At 65.5% G+C, this 21,412-nt stretch carries 21 protein-coding genes, 1 tRNA gene, 1 other RNA gene and 1 pseudogene; 21 read left to right on the forward strand and 3 right to left on the reverse strand.

Annotated features, from left to right (window positions below; all coding sequences use genetic code 11):
* Window positions 1–8 precede the first annotated feature (8 nt).
* Window positions 9–1,183 (forward strand): IS3 family transposase gene (locus ACAM26_RS07980; protein WP_369613403.1). Its coding sequence is split into 2 segments (ribosomal slippage): window positions 9–261 and window positions 261–1,183, totalling 1,176 coding nucleotides; the frame shifts between segments, so codons are not numbered across the junction.
* 36 nt (window positions 1,184–1,219) lie between these two features.
* On the opposite strand, the gene ACAM26_RS07985 is transcribed toward ACAM26_RS07980, so the two are convergent.
* Complete coding sequence (locus tag ACAM26_RS07985; RefSeq protein WP_369613404.1) at window positions 1,220–1,534, reverse strand: hypothetical protein; 315 nt, start codon at window positions 1,532–1,534, stop codon at window positions 1,220–1,222.
* On the opposite strand from ACAM26_RS07985, the pseudogene ACAM26_RS07990 reads away from it, so the two are divergent.
* The 3 genes and pseudogenes from ACAM26_RS07990 to ACAM26_RS08000 all read left to right on the forward strand — a co-directional run bounded on the left by ACAM26_RS07990 (window position 1,533) and on the right by ACAM26_RS08000 (window position 3,277).
* A pseudogene (locus ACAM26_RS07990) lies at window positions 1,533–2,641 on the forward strand (IS3 family transposase). The gene ACAM26_RS07985 and the pseudogene ACAM26_RS07990 sit on opposite strands and share 2 nt — an antisense overlap.
* A gap of 61 nt (window positions 2,642–2,702) precedes the next feature.
* Complete coding sequence (locus ACAM26_RS07995; RefSeq protein WP_369613405.1) at window positions 2,703–2,858, forward strand: hypothetical protein; 156 nt, start codon at window positions 2,703–2,705, stop codon at window positions 2,856–2,858.
* Between the two features lie 2 nt (window positions 2,859–2,860).
* Window positions 2,861–3,277, forward strand: a complete 417-nt coding sequence (locus tag ACAM26_RS08000; protein ID WP_369613406.1) for a hypothetical protein — start codon at window positions 2,861–2,863, stop codon at window positions 3,275–3,277.
* Between the two features lie 418 nt (window positions 3,278–3,695).
* On the opposite strand, the gene ssrA is transcribed toward ACAM26_RS08000, so the two are convergent.
* Window positions 3,696–4,052: a transfer-messenger RNA gene (ssrA, locus tag ACAM26_RS08005) on the reverse strand.
* 80 nt (window positions 4,053–4,132) lie between these two features.
* Window positions 4,133–4,612, reverse strand: a complete 480-nt coding sequence (smpB, locus tag ACAM26_RS08010; RefSeq protein ID WP_005220205.1) for an SsrA-binding protein SmpB — start codon at window positions 4,610–4,612, stop codon at window positions 4,133–4,135.
* Window positions 4,613–4,761: 149 nt separating this feature from the next.
* Between smpB and tpiA the strand changes: the two genes are divergently transcribed.
* The 17 genes from tpiA (at window position 4,762) to nuoN (ending at window position 21,345) form a co-directional block, all read left to right on the forward strand.
* Window positions 4,762–5,526, forward strand: coding sequence for a triose-phosphate isomerase (gene tpiA, locus ACAM26_RS08015; RefSeq protein ID WP_369613407.1), 765 nt, complete (start codon window positions 4,762–4,764; stop codon window positions 5,524–5,526).
* Window positions 5,527–5,546: 20 nt separating this feature from the next.
* A complete protein-coding gene (gene secG / locus ACAM26_RS08020; RefSeq protein ID WP_123139830.1) occupies window positions 5,547–6,035 on the forward strand; it encodes a preprotein translocase subunit SecG in 489 nt (162 codons plus the stop codon).
* 8 nt (window positions 6,036–6,043) lie between these two features.
* Window positions 6,044–6,128, forward strand: a tRNA-Leu gene (locus ACAM26_RS08025).
* 175 nt (window positions 6,129–6,303) lie between these two features.
* Window positions 6,304–6,660, forward strand: coding sequence for an NADH-quinone oxidoreductase subunit A (locus ACAM26_RS08030; RefSeq protein WP_025275102.1), 357 nt, complete (start codon window positions 6,304–6,306; stop codon window positions 6,658–6,660).
* Entirely contained in the window at window positions 6,651–7,127 is a 477-nt protein-coding gene (locus tag ACAM26_RS08035) for an NADH-quinone oxidoreductase subunit B family protein (protein ID WP_005220209.1), read from the forward strand. Before ACAM26_RS08030 ends, ACAM26_RS08035 begins: the two co-directional genes overlap by 10 nt.
* Before the next feature lie 17 nt (window positions 7,128–7,144).
* Complete coding sequence (locus ACAM26_RS08040; RefSeq protein ID WP_234526072.1) at window positions 7,145–7,855, forward strand: NADH-quinone oxidoreductase subunit C; 711 nt, start codon at window positions 7,145–7,147, stop codon at window positions 7,853–7,855.
* On the forward strand, window positions 7,848–9,107 hold the full coding sequence (locus ACAM26_RS08045; protein ID WP_123139828.1) for an NADH-quinone oxidoreductase subunit D: 1,260 nt from the start codon (window positions 7,848–7,850) through the stop codon (window positions 9,105–9,107). The genes ACAM26_RS08040 and ACAM26_RS08045 overlap by 8 nt, the downstream gene beginning before the upstream one ends.
* Complete coding sequence (nuoE, locus tag ACAM26_RS08050) at window positions 9,107–9,634, forward strand: NAD(P)H-dependent oxidoreductase subunit E (protein WP_123139827.1); 528 nt, start codon at window positions 9,107–9,109, stop codon at window positions 9,632–9,634. The genes ACAM26_RS08045 and nuoE overlap by 1 nt, the downstream gene beginning before the upstream one ends.
* Before the next feature lie 4 nt (window positions 9,635–9,638).
* On the forward strand, window positions 9,639–10,922 hold the full coding sequence (nuoF, locus tag ACAM26_RS08055; protein WP_190287888.1) for an NADH-quinone oxidoreductase subunit NuoF: 1,284 nt from the start codon (window positions 9,639–9,641) through the stop codon (window positions 10,920–10,922).
* A 181-nt stretch (window positions 10,923–11,103) separates the two neighbouring features.
* Window positions 11,104–13,497 (forward strand): NADH-quinone oxidoreductase subunit NuoG, encoded by a 2,394-nt coding sequence (gene nuoG / locus ACAM26_RS08060; protein ID WP_369613408.1) that lies wholly within the window; start codon window positions 11,104–11,106, stop codon window positions 13,495–13,497.
* A 7-nt stretch (window positions 13,498–13,504) separates the two neighbouring features.
* Window positions 13,505–14,539 (forward strand): NADH-quinone oxidoreductase subunit NuoH, encoded by a 1,035-nt coding sequence (gene nuoH / locus ACAM26_RS08065; RefSeq protein ID WP_123139825.1) that lies wholly within the window; start codon window positions 13,505–13,507, stop codon window positions 14,537–14,539.
* A gap of 19 nt (window positions 14,540–14,558) precedes the next feature.
* Window positions 14,559–15,047: an NADH-quinone oxidoreductase subunit NuoI gene (gene nuoI, locus ACAM26_RS08070; RefSeq protein ID WP_198015509.1), complete on the forward strand. Its 489-nt coding sequence runs from the start codon at window positions 14,559–14,561 to the stop codon at window positions 15,045–15,047.
* A gap of 47 nt (window positions 15,048–15,094) precedes the next feature.
* Window positions 15,095–15,757, forward strand: coding sequence for an NADH-quinone oxidoreductase subunit J (locus tag ACAM26_RS08075; protein ID WP_123139824.1), 663 nt, complete (start codon window positions 15,095–15,097; stop codon window positions 15,755–15,757).
* Window positions 15,754–16,059 carry an NADH-quinone oxidoreductase subunit NuoK gene (nuoK, locus tag ACAM26_RS08080; protein ID WP_062276709.1) on the forward strand — a complete coding sequence of 102 codons (306 nt, stop codon included), beginning with the start codon at window positions 15,754–15,756 and terminating at the stop codon, window positions 16,057–16,059. The genes ACAM26_RS08075 and nuoK overlap by 4 nt, the downstream gene beginning before the upstream one ends.
* A 147-nt stretch (window positions 16,060–16,206) precedes the next feature.
* Window positions 16,207–18,213 carry an NADH-quinone oxidoreductase subunit L gene (gene nuoL, locus ACAM26_RS08085; RefSeq protein ID WP_123139823.1) on the forward strand — a complete coding sequence of 669 codons (2,007 nt, stop codon included), beginning with the start codon at window positions 16,207–16,209 and terminating at the stop codon, window positions 18,211–18,213.
* Between the two features lie 22 nt (window positions 18,214–18,235).
* Window positions 18,236–19,813, forward strand: coding sequence for an NADH-quinone oxidoreductase subunit M (locus ACAM26_RS08090; protein ID WP_005220220.1), 1,578 nt, complete (start codon window positions 18,236–18,238; stop codon window positions 19,811–19,813).
* A gap of 89 nt (window positions 19,814–19,902) precedes the next feature.
* Window positions 19,903–21,345: an NADH-quinone oxidoreductase subunit NuoN gene (gene nuoN, locus ACAM26_RS08095; RefSeq protein WP_123139822.1), complete on the forward strand. Its 1,443-nt coding sequence runs from the start codon at window positions 19,903–19,905 to the stop codon at window positions 21,343–21,345.
* The last annotated feature ends 67 nt before the right edge of the window (window positions 21,346–21,412 follow it).

Below are 21,412 nucleotides of genomic sequence, written 5' to 3' on the forward strand. Positions count from 1 at the left end.
AGAGCACGATGCAGAAGATCCCGAAGCGGGTATACACGCTGGAGTTCAAGGAGCAGGCGGTCAAGCGGGTGCAGTCGGGGCGCAGTATCGCCTCGGTGGCGCGCGAGATGGGCCTGGTGGAGCAGACGGTGCGCAACTGGGTGCGGCGCAGCGAGGCGGGGAAGCTGGAGTCGAGCGCGGGCAAGGCGGTGACGCCCGAGGAGATGGAGCTATCGCGGTTGCGCGCCGAGGTTGCCGAGCTTCGCGAGGAGAACACGATCCTGCGAAAAGCGACGGCGTACTTCGCGAAGGATGCGCTGTGAAGTACGCCTGGATCGATGCGCATCGCGGCGCGCACGGCCTGCGTCGGCTGTGCGCGCTGCTGGGCGTCAGTGCCAGCGGCTATCGGGCCTGGCAGCGCGGCAGCCAGCGCCAGGGGCTGAGTGACGCGCAGCTGACGCTGCTGCTGCAGGCCATCCACGCCGAGACCGGTGGCGCCTACGGCAGTCCGCGGATAGTGCGAGCGTTGCGCGCCCGCGGCCTGAGCGCGAGTAAGGCGCGTGTGGAGCGGCTGATGCGTGCGCACGGCCTGCGCGGCCGTCATCGACGTCGCTATCGCGTCACGACCGACTCGAGCCACCGTCTTCCCGTCGCCGAGAATCTGCTCGCCCGGGACTTCCGGCCCAGCGCCCCGAATCAGGTATGGAGCGCCGATATCACCTACCTCTGGACCGATGAGGGCTGGCTCTATCTGGCCGTCGTCCTCGACCTGTTCAACCGCGAGGTCGTCGGCTGGTCGATGCGCGCCCGCATGGACGCCGAGCTGGTCATCAGCGCCCTCGACATGGCCCATGCCCGGCGCCGACCGCCACCAGGGCTGCTGCACCACTCCGACCGGGGCAGCCAGTACGCCAGCCACGCCTTCCAACAACGCCTGCGTCGCTACGCCATGCGTTGCTCGATGAGCCGGCGCGGCAACTGCTGGGACAACGCCCCAACCGAGAGCTGGTTCAACAGCTTCAAGCACGAGCGCGTCTTCGGCGAGCGCTTCCCGACCCGCGAGGCAATGCGCGCCACGGCCTTCGAGTACATCGAGGTCTTCTACAACCGCAAGCGACTGCACTCGACACTCGGCTACCGTTCACCCGTCGAGTTCATGCAACAGTGGGAGGCGAGACAGCGCCGCGACCAGACGGTCGCATGAGACCAACCCCTTGGGGGACGAAAAAACAGGGGAACCTCACACTCCTTCGGGCAGTGTCCCTTTGCGCTCCTGGGGTATGAAGCGGAATTCGCTGTTTTCGATGGCCCGCACATCCTCGTGGCGGATGGTGAGCATGGTCATGGGAGGCACCTCCAGCTCGCGCCAGCCCTTCTCGTTGTCCACGGCAAAGTCGATGAAGGCGTCGTCCGAGGCGTAGAGCACCACCCGGTGCTGGCGGTGGATGCGCAGGCAGAGCGGCTTGTTGCCCTTGTGTCCCCTTCCCCAAAAATAGGTCCAGCGAAAAGTAGAGACCGAGGGCATGATGGTGGCCGAGCAGAGGAGAGCCCACATGCGCAAGAGCAAGTACAGCGAGCAGCAGATCGTTGACGTACTGCGTCGTGCTGAGTCTGGCGTAGCCGTCAAGGACGTGTGCCGGGAGCTGGGGGTCAGCGCGGCGACCTTCTATCAATGGCGCTCGAAGTACGGGGGGATGGAGGCTTCGGACCTGAAGCGGCTGCGCGCGCTGGAGGAGGAGAATCGCCGGCTCAAGCACATGTACGCGGATCTGAGCCTGGATCACAAGATCCTGAAGGAGATCGTCGAAAAAAAGCTCTGAGCGCCAGGGCGCGGCGCGCCCTGGCGGGTGAGTCCATGGCTGAGGGTGTGAGCAAGCGGCGCGTCTGTCGACTGCTCGGGCTGAGCCGTTCGGTGCTCGATGATCACGCACGCCCGCGTGACGACGGGCCGCTGATCAAGGCGCTGAGCGCGCTGGCCGAGCGCCATCCATCCGCCGGGTTCCGCAAGCGCTATGTGCGGCTGCGCCGCGCCGGACATCCCTGGAACCACAAGCGGGTCTGGCGGGTGTATTGCGCGCTCAAGCTCAATCTGCGGCGTCGGCGCAAGCGGCTCCGTGCGCTCCGCCCGCCGCAACCGCTGGTGCAACCGATCCGTCCCAACCTGCAATGGTCGGCCGATTTCATGAGCGATGCGCTGAGAAGCGGCATGAGCTATCGCACCTTCAACCTCATCGACGACTACAACCGCGAGGCGCTGCGTATCGAGGTCGACGACTCGCTGACCTCGGCGCGCGTCATCCGCGTGCTCGAACAGGTCATCAGTGTCCGGGGGCGCCCCGAGCGTCTGCGTCTCGACAACGGACCGGAGTTCACCAGCACCGCCTTCAAACGTTGGGTCGCCGAACGTGGCATCGCCCTCGACTTCATCAGCCCCGGGAAACCGACTCAGAACGGCTTCATCGAACGCTTCAACGGCAGCTTCCGCCGCGAGGTCCTCGATGCCTAGCTCTTCAGCACCCTCGAGGAGGTTCGCCAACAGGCAGACGACTGGCTCGACGAATACAACCTGTGCCGACCGCACGAATCGCTCGGCGATCTTTCACCAATCGAGTTTCTTAACCGCCGCGGACATGCCGCAGTGTCTATTTATGGATGGACCTAAAAAGGGGAGTTGACAGGAGGCCTTCCAGAATGTCGAGGGCTTCTGGGAGGACCTTTTCCCAGTGGAACGAAACCGGCTTATCCGCCTCCTGGTGGACAAGGTCGAGATCCGCGAGACCGGAATCGACATGGAGCTGCGCACCAACGGGCTGACAACGCTCATCGCCGAGCTGGCCGGTCTGGCATGCGAAGTCACCGAACGGAGGACAAACCGATGAAAATGAAGCCGACCATTACCGTTGCCTACAACGGCAACCTGCAGATCCATATCCCGATGCTGATCCGGCGCATGCGCGGCCGCAAGACGGTCATCGCTCCCCAGGCCCTGGATGGAGAAATCACCGGAGCGCAGGAACCGGTGCAGTCCGCCGTCCTTCAGGCGCTGGGAAGGGCCTTTTCCTGGGCCGACATCCTCGAATCCGGCCAGATCAAGTCCATCAGCGAGCTTGCCCGTACCCTCGACGTCGATGGCTCGTATGTGGCCCGCATTCTCAAGTTGACGACTCTGGCCCCCGACATCGTCGAAGCCCTGATCAACGGTGAGGAACCCAACGGGCTCTCGCTGGCCAAACTGACGCAGACCTTCCCGGAGGACTGGGCCGAGCAGCGCCGCCAGTTCGGCTTTGCCACCGACTGACGACCGGACCGGAGACCGCCCCAGAGAGCCGACCATCAGCGTCGGCTTTTCTTCTTTAGGGGGCAGAAAGCTGGAGTTGACCGCGCTTCTTTTCATGGCCGAGGCGGGCGATTTCGAAAAAACGTCCGGTTGCGGCATCAAACGATGACATAAGACAACCGCCCAAAATGGCAATCAGCCGCAAACCCATATCAATCAAGGATGTAGCTTTCCGGACGAGCTTCGGACTTGGTCCGGAGAAAACAGAGAATCAGGGGCCAAACAGAGAAAGAAAGGCTGGAAGATGGGGAGAATCGAGGGTGCTGAGAGGTGCTTTGGAAAGATGTGAAAAGGGAGCAAACCCTTTAAAAACAAGGGTAAAAAGAAAACCCGTCACCCCGGAGAATGACCCCAGGGAGACGGGTTTTTCTTTTGTAAATGGTGGAGGCGGCGGGAATCGAACCCGCGTCCGCAAGCCCTCTGCCCTCGGTCCTACATGCTTAGCCCACTCTATTGTTTTTAGCCTTCTGCCGCCCGAAGGGCAGGGCGATCAGTCGGCGATTCCGTTAGGTTTTAGTGGATCAGGTCCGGACTCCCGTCACCACGATCCTGTGTGAGGTTACCCCTGGAATCCGCCGCCCACAGGCAAGTGACGGTCAGAGGCCCGCTGGGATTAAGCAGCGAGAGCGTAGTTGTCGTCGTTGGCAACTATAAGTTTGCGGAGGGTTTTACGAGGTCAACCGCACCTCGGCATGCACCTTAGGTTTCGCGACCCACGTCGAAGCCAGTCGCCCCCTTAAGTGAAAGGACACTATAGAAGAGCCGGGGTTCCCCGGCAAGTGCGGTGTGCCGGGGCGGGGTACGGATCGCAGCGGCTCAGTTGCCCTTGAACAGCCGCTCCTTCTCGCGCTGCCAGTCACGATCCTTCTCGGTGGTGCGCTTGTCGTGTTGCTTCTTGCCCTTGCCGAGGCCGATCTCGAGCTTGGCGCGACCGCGCTTCCAGTACATGGCCGTGGGCACCAGGGTGAAGCCGGCGCGCTCGGTCTGGCCGATCAGGCGGTTGAGTTCGTGGCGCTTGAGCAGCAGCTTGCGCGATCGCGTGGGGTCGGGGTTGATGTGGGTGGAGGCGGTCTGCAGCGGCGAGATGTGGGCGCCGATCAGGTAGCCCTCGCCATGGAGGATCTTGACGTAGCTCTCCTTGAGCTGGATGCGCCCGGCGCGCAGGCTCTTGACCTCCCAGCCCTCGAGTGCCAAGCCCGCCTCCAGGCGTTGCTCGATGAAGTAGTCGTGGCTCGCCTTCTTGTTGAGCGCGATGGTCGAGCCGCCGTCGGTCTTGTTCTTCTTTCCTTTAGCCATGTCGCGAGTGTAATCGATAGTCGAGGTAGGGCGGTACGGGAGGCGAGCGCCTGTCCAGCCCCCATGATACGCACATCCACGCCCTTTGGCTTGCAAGGGATAGGCTAAGCGGGTAGATTACCCGGCTCGATCAGGACGGAGTCTTTGCCATGCGAGCGCCACTGATTGCAGGGAACTGGAAGATGAACGGCAGCAAGCGCGACGCGCAGCTGCTGTTCGGCGGTGTATCAGCGGGAGCCGCCTCGCTCCAAGGGGTCGAGGTCACGGTCTGTCCCCCTTTCCCCTATCTGGCGCTCGGTGAGGCCGAACTCGCCGATGGCGTGGTGCGTCTCGGCGCCCAGGACGTCAGCGCCGAGTCCGCTGGTGCCTATACCGGCGAGGTCGCGGCAGCGATGCTGGCCGAGTTCGACTGTCGCTACGTGATCTGTGGGCACTCCGAGCGCCGTGAGTATCACGCCGAATCAGACGCCCTGATTGCGCGCAAGCTGCAATCGGTCATCGCCAGCGGGATGCGTCCCATCCTCTGCATCGGCGAGACGCTGGAGCAGCGCGAGCGCGGCGAGACCGAGGCGGTCATCGCCGCACAACTCGATGGCGTGCTCCAGGTTGCCGGCATCGAGGTCTTCGCTGCGCTCGACATCGCTTACGAGCCGGTCTGGGCGATCGGTACCGGCAAGACCGCGACTCCCGAACAGGCGCAGCAGGTCCACGCCTTCGTGCGCGCAAGAATTGCTGCCTCGGATCAGCGTATTGCGCAGAAGCTGCGGATTCTCTACGGTGGCAGCATGAAGCCCGGTAACGCAGCCGAGCTGCTGGCGCAGCCGGATATCGACGGTGGACTGATCGGCGGCGCGTCGCTGGACGTTGATGATTTTCTCGCGATCTGTCGCGCCGCAGAGGCCGCGGCAGGTTAGCCCAGGGTAACGAGTCAGGCATGCAAACCATTTTGACAATTGTCCAGGTCTTCCTGTCGTTGGGCCTGATAGGCTTGGTCCTCATTCAGCACGGCAAGGGCGCTGACGCTGGAGCCGCTTTCGGAAGCGGTGCATCGCAGACCGTCTTCGGTTCGCAGGGGTCAGGTTCCTTCCTGACGCGAGCGACCGCGATCCTCGCGACACTGTTCTTCCTGACCAGCATGGCGCTGGCCTATTTCGCGACCCAAGTCAGCGAGCCGGAAGGCTTCATGGAAGACATGGATGATGCCGTGCTGATCGAGGCCGCGCCGGAAACCCTGGTGCCGTCCGACGTGCCCTCGGTCCCTGGCGTGGACGCCGGTGACAGCGCCGCTCCGGGCGCTTCCGACATCCCCGCTGCGCCTGCAGCAGAAATTTCTGTTGACAACGACGAAAATTCTGCTAATGTAGTGGGACACGCTGACGGGCAGGCAGATGACGCATCTGTCGAGACCGGTAACAGCGAATAAAATTTATTGCCGACGTGGTGAAATTGGTAGACACGCTATCTTGAGGGGGTAGTGGCGAAAGCCGTGCCAGTTCGAGTCTGGCCGTCGGCACCAAACAGCAAACGGCATACCAGTATCTGGTATGCCGTTTTTTTATGCCGGGATCGATATTCTAAGGGATTGAAAATCCTAATATTTTTGATTGAGCGCCGGGTTGACACTGTCGTTGACGCTGCACTAGACTCAATCTTCCGGCTTTATAAGCAAACCATGAAACACGGGGGTCAAGGTGCTCGAGAACTATTTGCCCATCCTGATCTTTATCCTCGTGGGGATCCTGGTGGGTGTCGGGTCGCTCGGGCTCGGGTACCTGTTGGGACCGCGCCGACCGGATCAGGAAAAGGACTCCCCCTACGAGTGCGGCTTCGAGGCCTTCGAGAACGCACGTCTGAAGTTCGACGTCCGTTACTACTTGGTCGCAATCCTCTTTATCTTGTTCGATCTGGAGATCGCCTTCCTCTTTCCCTGGGCGGTCGTACTGGATGACCTTGGGGTGTTCGCCTTCTGGTCGATGGCGATCTTCCTCGGCATCCTGGTGGTCGGCTTCATCTACGAGTGGAAGAAGGGCGCACTGGAATGGGAATAGAAGGGGTTCTTGAAGAAGGCATCGTCACCACGACGGCCGACAAGCTGATCAACTGGGCGCGCACCGGCTCGATGTGGCCGATGACCTTCGGTCTGGCCTGCTGCGCGATCGAGATGATGCACGCCGGCGCCGCGCGTTACGACCTTGACCGCTTCGGCATCATCTTCCGCCCGAGTCCACGTCAATCCGATGTGATGATCGTCGCCGGCACCCTGGTCAACAAGATGGCCCCGGCGTTGCGCAAGGTCTACGATCAGATGGCCGAGCCGCGCTGGGTGATCTCCATGGGCTCCTGCGCCAATGGTGGCGGTTACTATCATTACGCCTATTCCGTCGTGCGCGGCTGCGATCGCATCGTGCCGGTGGATGTCTACGTGCCCGGCTGTCCGCCGACCGCCGAGGCGCTGCTCTACGGCATTCTGCAGCTGCAGAACAAGATCCGCCGAACGAACACCATCGCCCGCTGAAGCAGTCTCCATAATCCATGTCTACAGAGCACCTGACCCGCAACGCCAGGCTGGATGCGCTCGCCGCTACTCTTCGCGAGCAGTTCGCGGAACACGGCTGTGAGCTGCTGGAGCAGTTTGGTGAGCTGACCCTGGTGGTACCCGCCGAGCGTCTGCTCGACGTGTGCCTGACCCTGCGCGACCACGAGGCGTTGCGCTTCGAGCAGCTGATCGACGTCTGCGGCGTCGATTACGCCGCCTACGGCGAATCCGAGTGGGAGACCGAGACGGCCTCCTTCACCGGCTTCGGGCGCGGCGTCGATCGCGATCCCGAACTCGAACTCGACGACCCCAAGCGCTTCGCGGTGGCCTACCACCTGCTCTCGCTGGCCTACAACCGCCGGTTGCGGTTGCGGGTCCATACCGGTGGCGCCCAGCCGATGGTCGACTCGGTGGTCGATCTCTGGCCGGCGGCCAACTGGTTCGAGCGCGAGGCCTTCGACCTCTACGGCATCCTCTTCCGCGGTCACCCCGACCTGCGTCGCATCCTCACCGACTACGGCTTCGTCGGGCATCCCTTCCGCAAGGACTTCCCGCTGATCGGCCAGGTCGAGATGCGCTACGACCCCGAGCAGGCCCGTGTGGTCTACGAGCCGGTCTCGATCGAGCCGCGGGTGCTGGTGCCGCGCGTGATCCGTGGCGAGGCACCCGCCGGGTCCGATCCCAGCCAGGAGCCAGGTGATGCCTGAGATTCGCAACTACACCATCAACTTCGGTCCCCAGCACCCCTCGGCCCACGGCGTGCTGCGTCTGGTGCTCGAACTCGACGGTGAGGTCATCCAGCGCGCCGATCCGCACGTCGGACTGCTGCATCGCGCCACCGAGAAGCTCGCCGAGAGCAAGCCCTACAACCAGAGCATCGGTTACATGGACCGGCTCGACTATGTCTCGATGATGTGCAACGAGCACGGCTACGTGCGCGCCATCGAGCAGCTGCTCGGGGTCGAGGTGCCGGAGCGCGCGCAGTACATCCGCACCATGTACGACGAGATCACGCGCATCCTCAACCACCTGATGTGGTTGGCCGCGCATGCGCTCGATATCGGCGCGATGAGCGTGTTCCTCTACTGCTTCCGCGAGCGCGAGGACCTGTTCGATTGCTACGAGGCGGTCAGCGGCGCGCGCATGCACGCGACCTACTATCGTCCGGGCGGGGTCAACCGCGACCTCCCCGAGCGCATGCCGCAGTTCGACAAGGCCGGCTCCAAGTGGCACGGCGCCAAGGAGATGGCCCGGCGCAACGCCAATCGCCAGGGCTCGCTGCTCGACTTCCTCGAGGACTTCACCGAGCGCTTCCCCAAGCACGTCGACGAGTACGAGACCCTGCTCACCGACAACCGCATCTGGAAGCAGCGTACCGTCGGCATCGGCGTGGTCTCGCCCGAGCGCGCCCAGGCCCTCGGTTTCACCGGGCCGATGCTGCGTGGCTCGGGGATCGCCTGGGACCTGCGCAAGAAGCAGCCCTATGCCGCCTACGACAAGGTCGACTTCGACATCCCGATCGGCATCAACGGCGACTGCTACGATCGCTATCTGGTGCGCATGGAGGAGATGCGCCAGTCCAACCGCATCATCCGTCAGTGCATCGACTGGCTGCGCGTCAACCCCGGTCCGGTGCGCATCGACGATGCCAAGGTGATCGCGCCCTCGCGCGAGCGGATGAAGGCGGACATGGAAGCCCTGATCCATCACTTCAAGCTCTTCAGCGAGGGCTATTGCACCCCGCCCGGCGAGGTCTATGCCGCGGTCGAGGCGCCCAAGGGCGAGTTCGGCTGCTACATCGTCTCCGACGGCGCCAACAAGCCCTACCGGCTGAAGATCCGCGCCCCCGGCTTCCCCCATCTGGCCGCCCTCGACGAGATGTCGCGCGGTCACATGATCGCCGACGTGGTGGCCATCATCGGGACGCTGGATATCGTCTTCGGGGAGATCGATCGCTGATGAGTTTTCGTACCACACCGCTCACCGTCGCGCACGATCGCGACAAGTCGACCCTGTTCACCGCAGAGCTGCGCGAGGCGATCGATGCCTTGCTGACCCGCTACCCCGAGGACTGGCAGCAGTCGGCGGTGATGCCCGCACTGACCCTGCTGCAGGACGCCAACGGTGGCTGGCTCACCCGCGAGCTGATGGACGACCTGGCGGCCTATCTCGACATGCCCGAGGTCGCCGTCTACGAGGTCGCCACCTTCTACGGCATGTACGACCTCGAACCCCAGGGACGGCACAAGGTCTGTGTCTGCAACAGCGTCTCCTGCATGTTGCGCGGCTCCGAGACGCTGATCGAGCACGTCGGTGAGAAGTACGGGGTGGGGCCGGGCGAGACCACCGCCGATGGTCGCTTCACCCTCAAGGAAGTCGAATGTCTCGGGGCCTGCCGCCATGCGCCGGCGGTGCTGGTCGACAAGACCTACCACGAGAACCTCTCGCCGGAGGCGCTCGACGAACTCATCGACGGGCTGGAGTGAGACCATGGTCGAGAACCAGAACACCGTATGCTTTCGCACCATGCACCTCGAGGCCGCGACGCGGCACAGCCTCGAGGCCTATCGCAGCGTCGGCGGCTATGTCCAGTGGGAGCGCATCCTCCGCGAGCGCCCGGATCCCAATGACCTGATCGAGGAGGTCAAGCGCTCCAACCTGCGCGGACGCGGTGGCGCGGGCTTCCCCACCGGGCTGAAGTGGAGCTTCATGCCGCGCACCGCGCCGGGGCAGAAGTACATCGTCTGCAACTCCGACGAGGGCGAGCCGGGCACCTGCAAGGACCGCGACATCCTGCGCTACAACCCGCACCAGGTGATCGAGGGCATGGCCATCGCCGGCTACTGCATCGGCGCCACCGTCGGTTACAACTACATCCGCGGCGAGTTCTACGAACCGATCGCGCGCTTCGAGGAGGCGCTCGGCGAGGCCTATGAGGCCGGGCTGCTGGGGCGCGACCTGCTCGGCTCCGGGGTCGACTTCGATCTCTATGTCCATTGCGGCGCCGGCGCCTACATCTGTGGCGAGGAGACCGCGCTGCTCGAGTCGATCGAGGGCAAGAAGGGACAGCCGCGCTACAAGCCGCCGTTCCCCGCCCAGCAGGGTCTCTACGGTTGTCCGACCACCATCAACAACACCGAATCGCTGGCCTCGGTGCCGGTGATCCTGGAGCGTGGCGGGCAGTGGTTCCTCGAGCAGGGACGGCCCAACAACGGTGGTCCCAAGCTGTTCTCGGTCAGTGGCCACGTCAACCGCCCGAACAACTTCGAGGTGCCGCTCGGTACCCCCTTCCGCGATCTCCTGGAGATGGCCGGCGGGGTGCTCGACGATCGCCCGCTCAAGGCGGTGATCCCCGGCGGCTCCTCGGTCCCGGTGGTGCCGGGCGAGATCATGATGCAGACCGACATGGACTACGACTCCATCGCCAAGGCCGGCTCCATGCTCGGCTCTGGCGCGGTGATCGTGATCGCCGAGGGCACCTGCATGGTGCGCGTGCTGCACAACCTCTCGCACTTCTACATGCACGAGTCCTGCGGTCAGTGCACCCCGTGCCGCGAGGGCACCGGCTGGCTGGCGCGGGTGCTCAAGCGCATCCTCGACGGTCAGGGGCGCGCCGAGGACCTGGAGCTGCTCGAGAGCGTGGCCGGACGGATCGGCGGGCGCACCATCTGCGCCCTCGGCGATGCCGCGGCGATGCCGGTGCAGAGCTTCCTCAAGCACTACCGGCACGAGTTCGCGTACCGGATCGAACACGGACGCAGCATGGTCGCCTGAGCGGCCGCGTCCTTCGAGCCATCCTCTGTCGGCCGGCGGCCCGTGTCGCCGCCGACCGTGAATCCATGAGCAGACGGTGTCCGCCGCGGCGGACATCCTGGCGCCCCGTAGCGAGTGCACCTCGGGCGTCTCAATGCGGCCCTCTGGAGGCCGCGTCACTGGTGCCGATCGAGAGACCTTAATGACGGACAAGATCACCATCGAGATCGACGGCCGTGCCTGTGAGGCAGCGCCGGGGGAGATGATCATCGCGGTCGCCGACCGTGAGGGCATTACCATTCCCCGCTTCTGCTATCACAAGAAGCTGTCCATTGCGGCGAACTGTCGGATGTGTCTGGTCGAGGCCGAGGCCGGCGGTCGTCCCTTCCCCAAGCCGGTGCCGGCCTGTGCGACCCCGGTCAGTGACGGGATGAAGGTGCAGACGCGCTCGCCCAAGGCCATCGATGCCCAGGAGGGCACGATGGAGTTCCTGCTGATCAATCACCCGCTCGACTGTCCGATCTGCGATCAGGGCGGCGAGTGCGAGCTGCAGGACGTGGCCATGGGCTACGGCGGTGACGTGTCGCGCTACAGCGAGCGCAAGCGGGTGGTCGAGGACGAGGACCTCGGCCCGCTGATCGCCACCGAGATGACCCGCTGCATCCACTGCACCCGCTGCGTGCGCTTCGGCGCCGAGATCGCCGGGGTGCGCGAGCTTGGCGCCACCGGGCGCGGCGAGACGATGCGCATCGGCACCTTCACCGCCGTCGCCGTGGAGCACGAACTCTCGGGCAATGTCATCGACCTCTGTCCGGTCGGTGCCCTGACCTCCAAGCCCTATCGCTTCCAGGCCCGCGCCTGGGAGCTGACCGGTCGCGACAGCATCTCCCCGCACGACGGGGTCGGCGCCAACCTGCGCCTGCACGTGCGTCGCGACCAGGTGCTGCGGGTCCACCCCAACGACAACGAGACGGTCAACGAGACCTGGATCGCCGACCGCGACCGCTTCAGCTACGAGGGCCTGCATGCCGCCGATCGGCTCACCCAGCCGATGATCAAGCGCGACGGCGCCTGGCAGGCGGTGGCCTGGGGCGAGGCGATGACCCTGGTGGCCGAGCGGCTCAAGGCCGCCGATCCGGCCACCAGCGGTTGGTGGCTGGCGCCCAACGCCACCCTCGAGGAGCTCTATCTCGCGCAGCGGGTGGCGCGTGGACTCGGCGTCGCCGACATCGACAGCCGACTGCGTCAGCAGGACTTCCGCGACGACGCGGTGGCGCCGCTGCGCCCCTGGCTCGGCTGCACCATCGCCGAGCTCGAGACCCGGCGTGCGATCCTGGTGATCGGCAGCGACCTGCGCCAGGAGCAGCCGCTGCTCGCCCATCGCATCCGCAAGGCCGCGCTCGCCGGCGCCGGGGTCGGTTGCGTCAATCCGCTCGAACTCGAACTCAATCACGCCGCCACCCAGCTGGTGGTCGATCCGGCGGCCTTGCCCGCGGCGCTGGCGGCGATCGCCAAGGCGCTCGACTGCGCTCCAGAGGGCGCGGGCGCGGCGCTGATCGCCGCCGCCGAGCCCGACGAGGCGCAGCGCGCGCTCGCCGAGCTGCTGCGCGCCGGTGAGGCCGGGCAGGGCGGTCTGGTCGCGCTCGGCGCGCTCGCCGTCGCCCATCCCGATTACGCGCTGATCCGCGCCCTGGCCGAGACCATCGCCACGGCCAGCGGTTGCGCGCTCGGCTGGCTGCCGGCGGCGGCCAACAGCGTCGGCGCCCATCTCGCCGGCGCCTTGCCCCAGGTCGGCCCCGGTGGCGTCGCGCTGGAGCGGCCCGGGCGTGCGCTCGATGCGATGCTCGCCGAGGCGCCGCGCACCCTGGTGCTGTGGGGCGTCGAGCCCGATCGCGATCTGGTCGACCCGGCGCGGGCGATGGCCGTCTGCGAGCAGGCCGAGTTCGTCGTCGCCTGCTCGGCCTTCCGCTCGCCGTCGCTGGAGGCGGTCGCCGACGTGCTGCTGCCGATCGGCGCCTTCGCCGAGACCTCCGGCACCTTCGTCAACGCCAGTGGCGTCTGGCAGTCGTTCCAGGGCGCGGTGGCGCCCCCGGGCGAGGCACGCCCGGGCTGGAAGGTGCTGCGGGTGCTCGGCAACCTGCTCGACCTGCGCGGCTTCGACTATGTCAGCGCGGCCGGGGTCCGCGAGGAGCTTGCCGCACACTGTGGCGAGATCGTCCACGACAATGCCGCGCGCGCACCGCTCGATACGCTCGAGCAGCGCCTGCCTGCGGATGCCCTGGCGCGGGTCGGCGGGGTGCCGATCTATGCGCTCGACGCCCTGGTGCGACGCGCCCCGGCGCTGCAGCGCACCGCCATGCCGCGCGCCGACCTCGCGCTCTATCTGCACCCGGAGCGGGCCGCCGCGCTGGGGCTGGAGGAGGGCGCCGAGGCGACCCTGACCCAGGGCGGCCGGACGCTCGACTGCGAGGTGCGGCTCGATGCACGGCTCGCCCCCGGGTGTGCCTGGGTGCCGGCCGCGGTCGCGGGCAGCGAGCGGCTCGGCGCGCAGATCGGCCCGATCGAGATCACCGCCGCCGGCGCCCAGAGAGGATGATGCGACTATGATCGAACTGTGGAACAGCCTCCCGGTGGTGATCCAGATCCTGCTCAAGATCACCGCCATCCTGGTCCCGCTGCTGCTGCTGGTGGCCTATTACACCTATGCCGAGCGCAAGGTGATCGGCTATATCCAGGTCCGCATCGGCCCCAACCGGGTCGGTTGGCGCGGCCTGCTGCAGCCGATCGCCGATGCGCTGAAGCTGTTGCTCAAGGAGGTGGTGATCCCCTCCAAGGCCGACAAGGCGCTCTTCCTGATGGCCCCGGTGATCACCATCGGCCCGGCGATGGCCGCCTGGGCGGTGATCCCCTTCGACGCCGGGCTGGTGCTCTCGGACATCAACGCCGGGCTGCTCTATGTGCTGGCGCTGACCTCGCTCGGGGTCTACGGCGTGATCATCGCCGGCTGGGCCTCCAACTCCAAGTACGCGCTGCTCGGCGCGATGCGCTCGGCGGCGCAGATCGTCGCCTACGAGATCGCCATGGGCTTTGCCCTGGTCGGGGTGCTGGTGGCCGCCGGTAGCCTCAATCTCGGCGCCATCGTCGAGGCCCAGGCGGGTAACCTGTTCACCTGGTACTGGCTGCCGCTGCTGCCGTTGTTCGGGGTCTATCTGATCTCGGGCGTGGCCGAGACCAACCGCGCGCCCTTCGACGTCGCCGAGGGCGAGTCGGAGATCGTCGCCGGCTTCCACGTCGAGTACTCGGGGATGGCCTTTGCGGTCTTCTTCCTCGCCGAGTACGCCAACATGATCCTGATCTCGGCGCTGACTGCGGTGCTGTTCATGGGCGGCTGGCTGTCGCCGCTGCCGCAGTCCTGGGTCGACGGGGTGGCGCTGCTCGACGACGGCTTCCACTGGTTCGCGTTGAAGACCGGCTTCTTCATGTTCCTGTTCCTGTGGCTGCGCGCGACCTTCCCGCGCTACCGCTACGACCAGATCATGCGCCTGGGCTGGAAGGTGTTCATCCCGATCACGATCGTGTGGATCCTGGTCGTGGCGCTGGCGGTGGTCTACCGGCTGCCGCCGTGGTGGTCGGCGTGATTGTGGAGGAGGCAAGATGCTGAAACACGCGCGAGAGTATGTGCAGAGCCTGCTCCTGGTCGAGCTGTTCCGGGGGATGCGGGTCACCGGCGGTTATCTGTTCAAACGCAAGTTCACGGTCCAGTACCCGGAGGAGCGCGCGCCGATCTCGCCGCGCTTCCGTGGGCTGCATGCGCTGCGTCGCTATCCCAACGGCGAGGAGCGTTGTATCGCCTGCAAGCTGTGCGAGGCCGTCTGTCCGGCGCTGGCCATCACCATCGAGGCCGAACCGCGCGAGGACGGCTCGCGGCGCACCACGCGCTACGACATCGATCTGTTCAAGTGCATCTATTGCGGCTTCTGCGAGGAGTCCTGCCCGGTCGACTCGATCGTCGAGACCGGGGTCTACGAGTATCACTTCGAGAATCGTGGTGAGCACATCATGACCAAGGACAAGCTGCTGGCGATCGGCGACAAGTACGAGTCCGAGATCGCCGCGGCGCGGGCGGCCGATGCGCCCTATCGATGAACGGGATCACGCGCCGTCTCGCGCATCCAGGAGACTAGGGATCAACCATGGGCTTTGAAAAGTTTCTCTTCTACGTCTTCGCCGCCATCACCCTGGCGGCGGCGGGGATGGTGGTGACGCGGCGCAATCCGGTGCACGCGGTGCTCTATCTGGTGCTCGCCTTCTTCTCCAGCGCCGCGCTCTGGCTGCTGCTCGAGGCCGAGTTCCTCGGGCTGGTGCTGGTGCTGGTCTATGTCGGCGCGGTGATGGTGCTGTTCCTGTTCGTGCTGATGATGCTCGACATCGACCTGGCGACGTTGCGCGCGGGCTTCATCCGCTATCTGCCGCTCGGCGCGGTGATCGCGGTGGTGATGGCCGCGCAGATCCTGCTGGTGGTGGGGCCCGGCAACTTCGGTGCCGAGCAGTTCCCGGCACCGGCCGCGGCGCCGGCCGAGGCCTCCAACATCGAGGAGGTCGGGATGCTGCTCTACACCGCCTATGTCTATCCCTTCGAGCTGGCCGCGGTGATCCTGCTGGTGGGCATCATCGCCGCCATTCGTCTGACCCTGCGCAAGCGTCCCGATACCAAGTATGTCGATCCCAAGCATCAGGTCGAGGTGCGCAAGGGGCCGGACCGGGTGCGTCTGGTCTCGCAGGTCTCCACGGCGGGGCTGCGCGAGGAGCAGGGCGCGCGGGGTGTTGCACAATCGCAAGAGGAAGGGTCCGCATGATCGCGCTCTCCGACTATCTGATCCTCGGTGGTCTGCTGTTCTCGATCTCGGTGGCCGGGATCTTCCTGAACCGCAAGAACCTGATCCTGCTGCTGATGTGCATCGAGCTGATGCTGTTGGCGGTGAACATGAACTTCGTGGCCTTCTCGCACTTCCTCGGGGATGTCACGGGACAGGTGTTCGTCTTCTTCATCCTCACCGTCGCGGCCGCCGAGGCGGCGATCGGACTGGCCATCCTGGTGGTGCTGTTCCGTAACCGACGGTCGATCAATGTGCAGGATCTCGACGTCCTGAAAGGGTAGGGCGCGCGCGGGCGCCGAGGCGCCGGCGGTCCCTGGGAATCGTCGTTGCGGCGCGCGCGGCGGCGCGCGGAGGCCCTCGGGCGCCGCCGCCTCACCGCGGTCGGCACCCGTGGACACGGCAAATAGAGCGAAAGAGCAGAAATCAAGATGGAAAACGTCTACCTGACCATCGTGCTCGCGCCCCTGGTCGGCGCCATCGTCGCCGGCTTCTTCGGCGGCAGGATCGGCCGCGTGGGCGCGCACTCGGTGACCATCGCCGGCGTGGGCCTCTCCACACTCCTGTCGTTGTGGGTGCTGGGACGCTTCATCTGGGCGGAGCAGGCGGTGTTCGATGGCACCGTCTACACCTGGCTGGTCTCCGACGGCATGCGCTTCGAGGTCGGCTTCCTGGTCGACAAGCTCACCGCGATGATGATGGCCACGGTGACCTTCGTCTCGCTGATGGTGCACATCTACACCATCGGCTACATGGCCGACGACGAGCACAACTGGCCCGAGGGTGCGCTCACCGGTCGCAACAGCTATCAGCGCTTCTTCAGCTACATCTCGCTGTTCACCTTCTCGATGCTGATGCTGGTGATGGCGAACAACTTCATGCAGCTGTTCTTCGGCTGGGAGGCGGTCGGTCTGGTCTCCTACCTGCTGATCGGCTTCTGGTCGACCCGCGAGAGCGCGATCTTCGCCAACCTCAAGGCCTTCCTGGTCAACCGCGTCGGCGACTTCGGCTTCCTCCTCGGCATCGCCGCGGTGGCGATGTATTTCGGCACCCTCGACTACGCCGAGGTGTTCGCCGCCGCCCCGGGGCTGGCCGATACCGAGGTGGCGCTGTTCGGCGGCATCTCGCTGATGACCCTGATCTGCGTGCTGCTGTTCATCGGCGCCATGGGCAAGTCGGCGCAGGTGCCGCTGCACGTCTGGCTGCCCGACTCGATGGAGGGCCCGACCCCGATCTCGGCGCTGATCCACGCCGCCACCATGGTCACCGCCGGTATCTTCATGGTTGCGCGGATGTCGCCGCTCTACGAGCTCTCCGAGGCGGCGCTGAGCTTCGTGCTGATCATCGGCGCCACCACCGCCTTCTTCATGGGGCTGATCGGTCTGGTGCAGAACGACATCAAGCGGGTGGTCGCCTACTCGACGCTCTCCCAGCTCGGCTACATGATCACCGCGCTCGGCGCCTCGGCCTATGCCGCCGGCGTCTTCCATCTGATGACCCACGCCTTCTTCAAGGCGCTGCTGTTCCTCGCCGCCGGCTCGGTGATCATCGCGATGCACCACAAGCAGGACATCCGCGAGATGGGCGGTATGCGCAAGTTCATGCCGATCACCTGGATCACCGCACTGATCGGCTCGCTGGCGCTGATCGGCTTCCCCGGCTTCTCCGGCTTCTTCTCCAAGGACGCGATCATCGCCGCGGTCAACGAGACGGCGATCTTCGGCGGTGGCTACGCCTCGGTGCTGCTCACCCTCGGCGTGCTGGTGACCGCGCTCTACAGCTTCCGCATGTACTTCCTGGTGTTCCACGGCAAGCCGCGGATGGACGAGCATACCCGCGAGCACCTGCACGAGACGCCCTGGGTGGTGACCGTGCCGCTGGTGATGCTGGCCATCCCCTCGCTGTTCATCGGCTGGTTCGCAATCGAGCCGATGCTGATCAACGACTGGTTCGCCTCGGGTGACTGGAGCCCGATCATGGTCGCCCCCGAGCACGACACCCTGGCGCATCTGCGCGAGCACTGGCACGGCCAGAGCGCCTTCGTGATGCACGCGCTCGGCACCCCGACGCTGATGCTCGCGCTCGGTGGTCTGGTGCTCGCCGCGCTGATCTGGTGGGTGGTCGCCGCGCGCAAGCCCGACATCGACGCCAAGCTGCTTGCCCTCGGCGGGCCGCTGACCCGGTTGCTGCAGAACAAGTACGGCTTCGACGACTTCAACCAGCGCTTCCTCGCCGGTGGCGCGCAGCTGCTCGGTCAGACCTTCTGGAGCCGTGGCGACCGGGCGCTGATCGATGACGGTATGGTCAACGGCTCGGCGCGTAGCGTGGGCCGCATGGCCGGCGTGCTGCGTCTGCTGCAGACCGGTTATCTCTACCATTACGCTATCGCGATGATCGTCGGTCTGGTCGGCCTGATGACGATCTTCGTGACCCTCTGACGCGCACAGGGAGACGCCCCGCATGTATCAGTTTCCGCTGCTGACGCTGCTCATCTGGCTGCCGATCGTCGGCGGTATCGCCGTGCTGGCCAGTGGTGACAGGTCGGCCTCCACCTCCAAGTGGACCGCGCTCGGCTTCGCCGTGCTCACCTTCGTCTCCAGCCTGTGGCTGTGGTTCGGCTTCGATCCGGGCACCGCCGAGATGCAGTTCGCCGAGCGCGTGGCCTGGATCCCGACCTTCGACGTCTACTACGCGCTCGGGGTCGACGGCATCTCGATGCCGCTGATCATCCTCACCACCTTCATCACCATCTTCGTGGTGATCGCCGGCTGGGAGGTGATCAGCTACAAGCCGAGTCAGTACATGGCCGCCTTCCTGATCATGGAAGGCGTCATGATCGGCGTGTTCTCGGCGCTCGACGCGGTGCTCTTCTACGTCTTCTGGGAGGCGATGCTGATCCCGATGTTCATCATCATCGGGGTCTGGGGCGGGCCGAACCGGGTCTATGCGACCATCAAGTTCTTCATCTACACCTTCTTCGGTTCGGTGTTCATGCTGGTCGCGCTGATCTACATGTACTTCCAGGCCGACAGCTTCAGCATCCTCGACTTCCACGGCCTCGAGCTGGGGATGACCGCGCAGACGCTGATCTTCATCGCCTTCCTGCTCGCCTTCGCGGTCAAGGTGCCGATGTTCCCGGTGCACACCTGGCTGCCCGACGCCCATGTCGAGGCGCCCACCGGCGGTTCGGTGGTGCTGGCGGCGATCATGCTCAAGATCGGCGGCTACGGCTTCCTGCGCTTCTCGATGCCGATCGCCCCGGACGCCAGCGCCGCGCTCGCCTGGCTGATCATCGCCATGTCGCTGATCGCGGTGGTCTATATCGGTTTCGTCGCTCTCGCCCAGCGCGACATGAAGAAACTGATCGCCTATTCCTCGATCGCCCACATGGGCTTCGTCACCCTCGGCTTCTTCATCGTCTTCGCCATCGTGCAGAACTCGACAGCCGGCGCCGGTGCGGTGATGGGCGTCGAGGGCGGCATGGTGCAGATGATCTCGCACGGCTTCATCTCCGGCGCGCTCTTCCTCTGTGTCGGCGTGCTCTACGACCGGGTGCACTCGCGCGAGATCGCCGATTACGGCGGCGTGGTCAACACCATGCCCTGGTTCGGCGCCTTCTTCGTCTATTTCGCCATGGCCAACTCGGGGCTGCCGGGCACCTCCGGGTTCGTCGGTGAGTTCATGGTGATCCTCGCCACCTTCCGTGCCAACTTCTGGTGGGCGCTGCTGGCGGCCACCACCCTGATCCTCGCCGCGGCCTATACCCTGTGGATGATCAAACGGGTGGTGTTCGGCCCGGTGGCCAACGACAAGGTCGCGGCGCTCACCGATCTCAACCGGCGCGAGGCGCTCAACCTCGGTGTGCTCGCCGCGGCGGTGCTGGCGCTCGGTCTGTGGCCGGCGCCGCTGCTCGAGGTGATGCACACCTCGGTCGAGCATCTGGTCGCCCAGGTGACCACCTGCAAGCTGCCGGCCGACGAGATCGGCGCCTGTGTGCTCGCGCGCCCCGAGCCGCTGGCCACCGTCGTCCAACCCTGACCCCTTGTCGCGTGCAGGTCCGGGGCGGTTGAGCACCGCCCCCGCCCCGGGCGCCGCGAACGCGGATCTACTCTCACTGGAAGATTCACATGCACTTCGACGCCGCCAACCTCTTGCCGATCCTGCCCGAGATCGCGGTGCTGCTCACCGCCGCCATCGTGCTCGTGGTCGATCTCTACATCGCTGAACGTCATCGCGAGGTGATCCACGGACTGACCCTGATCGGTCTGGTGGCCGCCGTTGCCCTGACCGGCGCGGTCGGTGGTGGCGCCACCGAGCTGGTGTTCGACGGCAACGTCGTGCGCGACTCGCTGGCCGATCTGCTCAAGGGGGCGATCCTGGTGGTCAGCCTCTTGGTGTTCATCTATGCCCGTCCCTGGCTGCGCGATCGCGACATGCTGGTCGGCGAGTTCTACATGCTCGGGCTGTTCGCGGTGCTCGGCATGTTGGTGATGGTCGCGGCCAATAGCTTCATCACCGTCTATCTCGGTCTCGAGCTGCTGGCGCTGAGTCTCTATGCGCTGGTCGCCTTCGATCGCGACTCCTCGCGCGGGGCCGAGGCGGCGATGAAGTACTTCGTGCTCGGCGCCCTGGGCTCGGGCATGCTGCTCTACGGCATCTCGATGGTCTACGGCGCCACCGGCTCGGTCGAGTTCGGCGCGGTGGCCGAGGCGCTCGCCAGCCAGGGCATGGAGAACAAGGTCCTGGTCTTCGGTCTGGTGTTCATGGTCATCGGCATCGGCTTCAAGTTCGGCGCCGTGCCCTTCCACATGTGGGTGCCCGACGTCTACGAGGGCGCCCCGACCCCGGTGGTGCTGCTGCTCGGCAGCGCGCCGAAGATCGCCGCCTTCGGGCTTGCCATCCGTCTGCTGGTCGACGGCCTGGGCAGCCTCCATGCCGACTGGCAGGGCATGCTGCTGATCCTCGCGGTGCTGTCGATGGGGATCGGCAACCTGGTGGCGATCGCCCAGCGCAACATCAAGCGGATGCTCGCCTACTCGACCATCTCGCACGTCGGCTTCATCTTCCTCGGTCTGCTCGCCGGCACCGAGCAGGGCTATGCCGCGGCGATGTTCTACACCATCACCTACGCGGTGATGGCCACCGGCGCCTTCGGCATCCTCATCATCCTCAGCCGCAAGGGCTTCGACGCCGAGCGCATCGAGGACCTCAAGGGCCTCAACGAGCGCGACTCCTGGTACGCGGCGATGATGGCTCTGGTGATGTTCTCGATGGCCGGGGTGCCGCCGCTGGTCGGCTTCATGGCCAAGCTGCTGGTGCTCGAGGCGGTGGTGCGCATCGGCTTCGTGTGGCTGGCGGTGGTGGCGGTGATCTTCTCGATCATCGGTGCCTTCTATTACCTGCGGGTGGTGCGCTACATCTATTTCGACAAGCCCGAGGAGGATGCGCCGGCGCTGGTCAGCAGCGGCGGGGTGCGGGTGGCGATGTCGCTCAACGGGCTGGCGCTGCTCGCGCTCGGGATCTTCCCGGCGAGCCTGCTGGCCGTCTGTCAGGCGGTCTTCGGCGCCTGATGTGGTGCGCGTGCCGGTGAGCACCGGCGCGCGGACTCGACATTCCCCGTCTGGTGGCGAGAGGTGG

Source organism: Marichromatium sp. PS1 (assembly GCF_041155115.1).
Taxonomy (GTDB): domain Bacteria; phylum Pseudomonadota; class Gammaproteobacteria; order Chromatiales; family Chromatiaceae; genus Marichromatium; species Marichromatium gracile.

Coding starts and splice junctions, on each gene's coding strand:
- ACAM26_RS07985 (WP_369613404.1), bottom strand. CDS start 1,534: ATGTGGGCTCTCCTCTGCTCGGCCACCATCATGCCCTCGGTCTCTACT.
- ACAM26_RS08000 (WP_369613406.1), top strand. CDS start 2,861: ATGAAGCCGACCATTACCGTTGCCTACAACGGCAACCTGCAGATCCAT.
- smpB (WP_005220205.1), bottom strand. CDS start 4,612: ATGGCTAAAGGAAAGAAGAACAAGACCGACGGCGGCTCGACCATCGCG.
- tpiA (WP_369613407.1), top strand. CDS start 4,762: ATGCGAGCGCCACTGATTGCAGGGAACTGGAAGATGAACGGCAGCAAG.
- secG (WP_123139830.1), top strand. CDS start 5,547: ATGCAAACCATTTTGACAATTGTCCAGGTCTTCCTGTCGTTGGGCCTG.
- ACAM26_RS08035 (WP_005220209.1), top strand. CDS start 6,651: ATGGGAATAGAAGGGGTTCTTGAAGAAGGCATCGTCACCACGACGGCC.
- ACAM26_RS08040 (WP_234526072.1), top strand. CDS start 7,145: ATGTCTACAGAGCACCTGACCCGCAACGCCAGGCTGGATGCGCTCGCC.
- ACAM26_RS08045 (WP_123139828.1), top strand. CDS start 7,848: ATGCCTGAGATTCGCAACTACACCATCAACTTCGGTCCCCAGCACCCC.
- nuoE (WP_123139827.1), top strand. CDS start 9,107: ATGAGTTTTCGTACCACACCGCTCACCGTCGCGCACGATCGCGACAAG.
- nuoF (WP_190287888.1), top strand. CDS start 9,639: ATGGTCGAGAACCAGAACACCGTATGCTTTCGCACCATGCACCTCGAG.
- nuoG (WP_369613408.1), top strand. CDS start 11,104: ATGACGGACAAGATCACCATCGAGATCGACGGCCGTGCCTGTGAGGCA.
- nuoH (WP_123139825.1), top strand. CDS start 13,505: ATGATCGAACTGTGGAACAGCCTCCCGGTGGTGATCCAGATCCTGCTC.
- ACAM26_RS08075 (WP_123139824.1), top strand. CDS start 15,095: ATGGGCTTTGAAAAGTTTCTCTTCTACGTCTTCGCCGCCATCACCCTG.
- nuoK (WP_062276709.1), top strand. CDS start 15,754: ATGATCGCGCTCTCCGACTATCTGATCCTCGGTGGTCTGCTGTTCTCG.
- nuoL (WP_123139823.1), top strand. CDS start 16,207: ATGGAAAACGTCTACCTGACCATCGTGCTCGCGCCCCTGGTCGGCGCC.
- ACAM26_RS08090 (WP_005220220.1), top strand. CDS start 18,236: ATGTATCAGTTTCCGCTGCTGACGCTGCTCATCTGGCTGCCGATCGTC.
- nuoN (WP_123139822.1), top strand. CDS start 19,903: ATGCACTTCGACGCCGCCAACCTCTTGCCGATCCTGCCCGAGATCGCG.